The organism is Kribbella sp. (genome assembly GCF_035687465.1).
Taxonomy (GTDB): domain Bacteria; phylum Actinomycetota; class Actinomycetes; order Propionibacteriales; family Kribbellaceae; genus Kribbella.
In genome coordinates, this window is sequence record NZ_DASRXP010000199.1 from 1 (window position 1) to 6,776 (window position 6,776).

General features: G+C 70.9%; 8 protein-coding genes. All 8 read left to right on the forward strand.

The annotated features are described in order from the left end of the window. Nucleotides 1-1,478, forward strand: a 1,478-nt coding sequence (locus tag VFG33_RS09940; protein WP_325024745.1) for a type IV secretory system conjugative DNA transfer family protein, incomplete at its 5' end; no start/stop codon positions are given. After that, the gene (locus VFG33_RS09945) at nt 1,475-1,786 is read left to right on the forward strand and encodes a hypothetical protein (RefSeq protein ID WP_325024746.1); all 312 of its coding nucleotides are present in this window, start codon (nt 1,475-1,477) and stop codon (nt 1,784-1,786) included. The genes VFG33_RS09940 and VFG33_RS09945, both read left to right, overlap by 4 nt. After that, nucleotides 1,783-2,469, forward strand: a complete 687-nt coding sequence (locus VFG33_RS09950) for an RRQRL motif-containing zinc-binding protein (protein WP_325024748.1) — start codon at nt 1,783-1,785, stop codon at nt 2,467-2,469. The genes VFG33_RS09945 and VFG33_RS09950 overlap by 4 nt, the downstream gene beginning before the upstream one ends. After that, a complete protein-coding gene (locus VFG33_RS09955; RefSeq protein ID WP_325024749.1) occupies nt 2,466-2,657 on the forward strand; it encodes a hypothetical protein in 192 nt (63 codons plus the stop codon). Before VFG33_RS09950 ends, VFG33_RS09955 begins: the two co-directional genes overlap by 4 nt. Then, nucleotides 2,654-3,379 (forward strand): hypothetical protein, encoded by a 726-nt coding sequence (locus VFG33_RS09960; protein WP_325024751.1) that lies wholly within the window; start codon nt 2,654-2,656, stop codon nt 3,377-3,379. The genes VFG33_RS09955 and VFG33_RS09960 overlap by 4 nt, the downstream gene beginning before the upstream one ends. Then, on the forward strand, nt 3,376-4,836 hold the full coding sequence (locus VFG33_RS09965) for a DUF2637 domain-containing protein (RefSeq protein WP_325024753.1): 1,461 nt from the start codon (nt 3,376-3,378) through the stop codon (nt 4,834-4,836). Before VFG33_RS09960 ends, VFG33_RS09965 begins: the two co-directional genes overlap by 4 nt. Then, complete coding sequence (locus VFG33_RS09970) at nt 4,833-5,084, forward strand: hypothetical protein (RefSeq protein WP_325024755.1); 252 nt, start codon at nt 4,833-4,835, stop codon at nt 5,082-5,084. The genes VFG33_RS09965 and VFG33_RS09970 overlap by 4 nt, the downstream gene beginning before the upstream one ends. Continuing rightward, the coding region (gene mobF / locus VFG33_RS09975; protein ID WP_325024756.1) for a MobF family relaxase at nt 5,084-6,776 on the forward strand (1,693 nt) is incomplete at its 3' end. The genes VFG33_RS09970 and mobF, both read left to right, overlap by 1 nt.

Below are 6,776 nucleotides of genomic sequence, written 5' to 3' on the forward strand. Positions count from 1 at the left end.
ACCACGTCCTGGATGCTCCGGGCGCGGTGATCACCACCTCCACCAAGCAAGACATCCTGCGCCTGACCAGCGCCAGCCGGGGCCGGAAGGGCCCGCTGTGGGTGTTCGACCCGTCCGGCTTGACCACGGACGGTTCGACGATCGGGTTCGACCCGCTCAACGGCTGCACGGATGCGGCGGTCGCCATGGACCGGGCAGCTGACCTGATCGACGGTATCGGCCGGTCGAAGAGCGATGGGCAGGGCGAGCGGTGGGACGGGTTCGCCAAGCAGACGCTGCAGGCGTTGATGCACGCTGCCGCACTGGGCGGCTATTCGATGTTCGACGTGCAGCAGTGGGTCGCGCATCCGACGGAGGAGGCCGCACGCGCTGTGCTGTACGAGCTGCGGATCGTTGGGGCGTCGGCGGCCGGGATGGAGCAGGAGGCGAAGCAGTTCTTCACCAACAACCCGAACACTCAGTCGAGCATCTCGACGTCGATCATGCCCGCGCTGAGCTGGTTGTCGGTCCCGTCGGCCGCGGCGTCTGCGCTGCGGGGTGGCCCGCAGTTCGACGTGCAGCGGTTGCTGGACGAGAACGGCACGGTGTACCTGATCGGTGCCGACGACAAGAAGACCGCGCCATTGGTCACCGCGCTGACGGCGCACATTGCCCGCCAGGCCAGGCGATTGGCGGCCGGGATGCCGGGGGAGCGGCTCGATCCGCCGCTCACGATGGTGCTGGACGAGGCCGCGCTGATCTGCCTGATCCCGCTCGACCAGTGGTCGGGTGACTTCGGGTCGCGCGGGATCACCATGCACATCGCGGCGCAGTCCCGCGCCCAGATGCGGGAGCGGTTCGGTGACGCTGCCACCGGCTCGCTGCTGACGAACACCGCGACAAAGGTGCTGTTCGGTGGCACCGGCGACGATGATGACCTGCGGTACTGGTCCACGCTGGCCGGTGAACGTGAAGAGCCCGCGATCACGCGTGACCGTTCGACCGGTTCGCGGTCGGAGAGCACCCGCAAGACCCCGGTCCTGACGCCGGGCCAGGTGCAGGAGCTGCGGACCGGGCAGGTCCTTGTCATCAGCAACGGCATGCCACCGGCTATCACGAAAGCCCGGATGGCCTACAAGCGCTGGGATGTGCGCACCGAGCAGCTCCGCAACCGACCGACAGTGCAAGCAGCGGTCAGGCTGCAGACCGCTGCCGAGGCCCGGGTCGGGGGATGGCTGCTCGGCCAGACCGAATGGCTCCGCGACCAGGCGGCCTCCGGGTTCGGCCGCATCGCAGGCGTGGCCCGCACACGGATCACCGACCCGGCTGCCCGAAGGGTCGGTGCGGCGGTGCGGTGGTTGGAGGCGAACGACCCGGCGCGGGAGTTCATGGCACGACTCCGGCTCATCGCCGCCACCCGCAAAGCGCGCGCGGCAGGTGCCGGCCAGGACGATCGCACCGCCAGCAAGGTCGACCGCCCGAGCGGTGGTGTGCGATGACGGCAGCAGTGGTGGTGGTGATCTGCGGGTCGACGCGGTTCCGCGACGAGATCGCCGCGGTGAACCGGGAGCTGACGCTGGCCGGGTACATCGTGCTCGCGCCCGGGGTCTTTGGCCATGCAGGCGACCCGGTCAGCGCTGCCGATAAGGCACGCCTTGACCGGCTGCACCTGGCCAAGATCGATCTGGCGAGCTGGGTCTACGTGGTGAATCCCGCCGGGTACGTCGGGGACTCGACCCGCCGCGAGATCGCCTACGCGACAGCCACCGGCAAGCCGGTCCGGTTGTGGGACGGGGAGCCGTCATGACGCGGGGTGTCGAGTGGGTCCGGTTGTGGGACGGCCGCAGGTGGCCGGGCCGTGTCCGCGACGGCTTGCCCGAGTTCGGGTTCGGGCAGGCGCCGTCGGGGCTGTCGACTCGTCGGCAGCTGCGCGAGCGCGGGATGTCTCGGGGTGGGCAGGAGCCGTTCGCCCGGCTGAGCTGGAAGAGGGATCAGCGGTTCGCGTGGCTGTACGTGGATGCGCACGCGAAGCCGAAGCGGACCGCGTCCGAGGCTCAGCTCGCGGCGGTCGAGAAGGCTCTCGCGGCGCGGAAGGTGTGCGCCGAGTGCGGCCCGGTGGACCACTTCGTGCGCACGACCGACCAGCTTTGCGGTGACTGCCACGCCGACGGCGTCACGCCGACCGCAGGCGGCACCAGCACCTGGAAGACCTTGCACGACTGGCAACGCGAAGCACAGGACACCGGCCAACAAGCTGCCCGCAGTGATGACCCGGTGGGGCGAGGTGAGGCTTCGGCGGCGATCGACCGTGCCGCCGAAGCTGTCACCCGCGCCGCGACGCACCACGACGAGGAACGCGCGGCGCAGCAGGTCGAGCGGGACGAGCAACTCATCCGCTGGCACTCCAACGACGACAACGCGAACGATTGCGCCGCGACCGAGGCCGACACCAGAACCGACGCGCTCGAGTGGGAGGCGGGGGCGGCATGAGCACACCGATTGAGGCTGACGGCAACGAGCTGCGGGCGAGGTGGAGGTGCGAGGACTTCGCCGAGATCTGGGGTCTTGAGGCGCGGCCGGCCTACGACGCCGACGGTCACCCCACCGGATGGGTCGCGCTCGACCCGGACGCGCTGGCGGACTGGTTCGCCGAGCACTACGAGGAGGACGAGCAGTGAAGCACAACGACCACCAAGACCCCGGCGTCGCCGCACAGCAGGCCGTGGCCGGGCTCGCCCGCACGGTCGAGGCGCTGTCGCGTGACGTGGCCGCGTTGAAGGGCGGTGTGCGGAACGCCGCCAGCGCGGGCGAGGTGGCGCGGCTCGCATCGATCGTGTCCGAGCTGGGCGACCTGATGACCCAATCGCCCGCCAAGCGCGCCGGAACTGCGGGTGACGGCAAGGGCAAGCCGGGACCGGTCCGGTCGTGGCTGACGCTCGCCGAGGACGAGGCCGCCGTGCAGGCGGTCCTGAGCGAGTTGCTGCCGTGGCTGCAGACGGTGTTCCTCCGCTACGGCGACGCCCGGGACGCGGTGCCGCCGTGCTGGCTGTGGCACCCCGAGATCGTCGAGGAACTGCTGTGGCTGATGGACGCCTGGACCGGCGCCTACCAGGGCCCGGAAGCCTCGAACAAGCTCGTCGGCGATTGGCACGACCGGCAACGTCCGGGAGTGACTCGCCGGGTTGCGGCCTACGCGCCGGGCTGTGACGCACTCGCGCACCGCGACCCCGCCGGCCAGGTCGCAGTCACCGTCCCGCTCGCGATCGACGCCGACCCGTTCGTCACCTGGTGGGCCACGAACCGCGACCACAACGGGCCAGCCCCGACCAAGGACCAGGTCAAGGCTGGCCGCCGCGGCGGACTCGCCGCCGTCTCCGACACCGCTGGAGGTCACCGATGACCACGCTCTCCGTTGTCCCCGACTGGATGCCGACCGGCACCGCGCTGACCGGGCCTATGGTCGCGGCCGGCGTGACCGGACTCGTCCTGTTCGCCGCCCTCGCCGTCGGCGCGATCCTGCTGGTCCGCCGGACCGCACGCGCATTCGCTCGATCGGTGGGCCGGGGCGGTTGGACCGGTCGCCGGGTGCTGATCGTGGTGGCGATCCTCGCCGCGCTCGGTGTCGCCGCAATCGGCGGCGCCCGCTCGTTCGGCGCGGTGTCGGCGAAGTTCAACAGCCCGCTCGTGCCGTTGGTTGCCGACGGCATGATCATCGCCTGCACCGCGCTACGCCTCGCCGCCCTGACCAGGGGCTGGCGCATCCCCGGGGCTCTGCTGACGACGTACGTGTTCATCGGCGGCACCGTGTGGCTGAACATCGACACCGCCACCGGAATCGCCGACGCCATCGCGCACGCACTCGCGCCGCTGGCCTACGCGGTGCTGGTCGAGATGCTCGCGCACATGCTGCGCCTGCACATGAAGCTCGCCCAGCCGACCCGCGCCAAACTCAGCGTCCTGACCTGGTTCACCTCGCCGGTCATCACCACCCGCGTCTGGGTGCACCTGGCAAGGACCGGCACCGATGACCCGGCCGCGGCCCGGGCCCTGGTGCAGCAGGTCGTCCGGATGGCGTCGCGGCTGGAATCGATCTGCCCGAGCCGCAAGGCGTGGCCGCTGGACTCCGCCCGCGCGGCCAGGACCGCCGCGTTGCAGACGATCCGCGACGGCCTGCTGTCGGCGGGCGAGCTGGCAACGTTGCTGCCCGCCGCCGGGCGACTGACCCCGGGCGAGTTGCTTGCACTGGTCGACTCGGCAGCGCTCGGCCTCACCAGCCCCACGGCGGCCGAGCCTGAAACCCGGCAGCCGCAGCCTGCCGGACTGCCGGGGTGGCTGGTGGGCTTCGCTCTCGGTGCACTGCGCGGTGCACCAGTGCAAGAGAGCGGCCGCACCGATTCGCCCGCTCCAGTGCGCTCTGCCGGTGCAGTGCAGGGCTCTGGTCCGGTGCAACAGCTGCTCCGCACCGGCAGCGCTCCGGAGCAGAGCGCGCCATCGATCGACGCCACCACCAAGCCCGCTCCGACCGGCGGCCGAGCACGCCGCTCCGATGACGACGACCTGGCCGAACTGCTCCGGGTATCGGCGACCAAGCACGGCGGAGCGCCGCTCAGTCAGCGCGAGATCACCCGCGTCCTCGACTGCGGTTTCGGGGTAGCCCGTCGCCTCGCCGAGAAGCTCGGCTGGCTCACCCCTCCCGCCGACGACACCGCCCCCCGCGACGGCTCGGACGCCATACCCGAGGCCACCGAGATCCGAGGCCAACTCCAGCTGATCACCGAGCCCGGCGAAAACCCAGCCGAGGACCAGGCCGACGAGACCAGCACAGACCGCGAATTCGAAAACAGCAGCACCCGATGAACAACCCGATCAACACCCCAGCCAAGACCCAGCAGCAAGTCACCAACGCGACCGAAGGAACCACCAACCAAGTGACAATCCAGCAGCACCAAGCAGACAACCCGAAGACCAAGAACATCGATACACACCAATGCATCACGATCAGATGGAGCCTCGACTCCGTTTGTCGTCGGTCGGCTGACGCGGCCCACGGCCAGGCGTCCGTGGGCCGCGCGACTGTTGCCCGGGTGCCCGGGGGTGCCTCGTGATGCGCATCGGCAGCGGGCACAGCTCCGACTACCTGCTCGGCGCAGTCGCGGCCGGCAGGGAGAACTACTACACCGGCGCCACCGCGGCCGGAGAGCCGCCCGGCCGCTGGTACGGCCGCGCCGCCGAGACGCTGGGCCTGGCCGGCGAGGTCGACCCGCAGGACATGAACGCGCTGTACGAGCGGTTCCTCGACCCGCGCGATGCCCGGTTCCGCGACCCCTCGCAGTGGGACGAGGCCGACACCCTCGGCCACACCGGGCGCGCGTACAAGACCGAGGACGAGCTGTACGCGGCTGCACTGGCCAAGGAGCCCGGTGCAGATGCGGAGCGGCGAGCGGAGCTGCGCGTCCTGGCAGGCCAGAAGGCGCAACGCAACACCGCGTTCCACGACGCGACGTTCTCGGTGCAGAAGTCGGTCACGGTGCTGCACACCGCGTTCGAGGCCGAAGAGGTGCGGGCCATCGGTGCAGCCGAAGCCGCGCGTGGTGCACTGGCCGAAGCGGTGCGCACCGGTGACGAGCAATCGGTGCACCGATACGGCGACGCCGTAGGCAAGGCCGACGCCGAGGCCGAGGCGTGGGGTCAGCACCGGCGCGCGGTCGAGGAAGCGATCTGGGCCGGGAACCGGGCCGCGCTGGACTACCTGACCGACAAGGCCGGTTATGTCCGGGTCGGTCACCACGGCGGCGTGACCGGCCGGTGGGCCGACGCGCACGACTGGACGATCGCGTCGTTCTTCCAGCACGACTCCCGCGACCACGACCCGCAACTGCACATCCACAACGCGATCCTGAACCGGGTCCAAGGCCCGGACGGCAAGTGGCGCACCCTCGACGGCCAGGCCCTCTACAAGTACCGGGCCGCGGCCGGCGCGGTCGGCGAGCGCGTGATGGAGCAGCACCTGACCCGGACGCTCGGCGTGGAGTTCAAACTCCGCGCCGACGGCGAGGCCCGCGAGATCGTCGGGATCGAACAGCCCGTGATGGACCTGTTCAGCTCGCGGCGGCGGGCGATCACCAAGACGACCGCCGGGCTCGTGCGGGACTTCCAGGCCAGGTTCGGTCGCGAACCGAACGGGCTGGAGCTGGATCGGCTGCAGCAGCGCGCGACTCTCGCGACCCGCAAGGCGAAGTCGCACACCGGCGAGACGACCGCCGAGCGGCTGGAACGGTGGGACGCCGAGCTGCGCGCCGAGGTGTCAGGCGGCCTGCGCAAGGTCGCCGACGGCGTACTCGGGATGCGGCAGCAGCGCGCCGAAGCCGAGGCGTGGAACGAGGACGAGATCCTCGGCCAGGCGCTGGCGGAGGTGCAGGAGACGCAGGCCGAGTGGCGCGCGGGTGACCTGACCCGCGCGATCAGCCTCGCGTTGCCGGACGAACTCGGCCAGATGGAACCCGGCCAGCTCACCGCGTTGCTGGACGGCCTCACCAGCAAGGGCTTGTCCAAGGCGGTGGCGCTGGACGCCGAGCGGCCCGGAGCGAGCATCCTGCCGCCGCAGCTGCGCCTGGCCAACGGCGACTCGTCGTACCGGGCGCCCGGTCGCGCGACCTATGCCACACCGGGGCACCTGAACGCCGAATCCCGCCTCGCCCGGGCAGGCTACGACCGCGGCCGGGTGCTGATGCCGGACCAGTTCGCCGGCGCCTTCGTGAAGAAGCTCGCACGGCAAGGCTTGGAGCTCGGCGCTGACC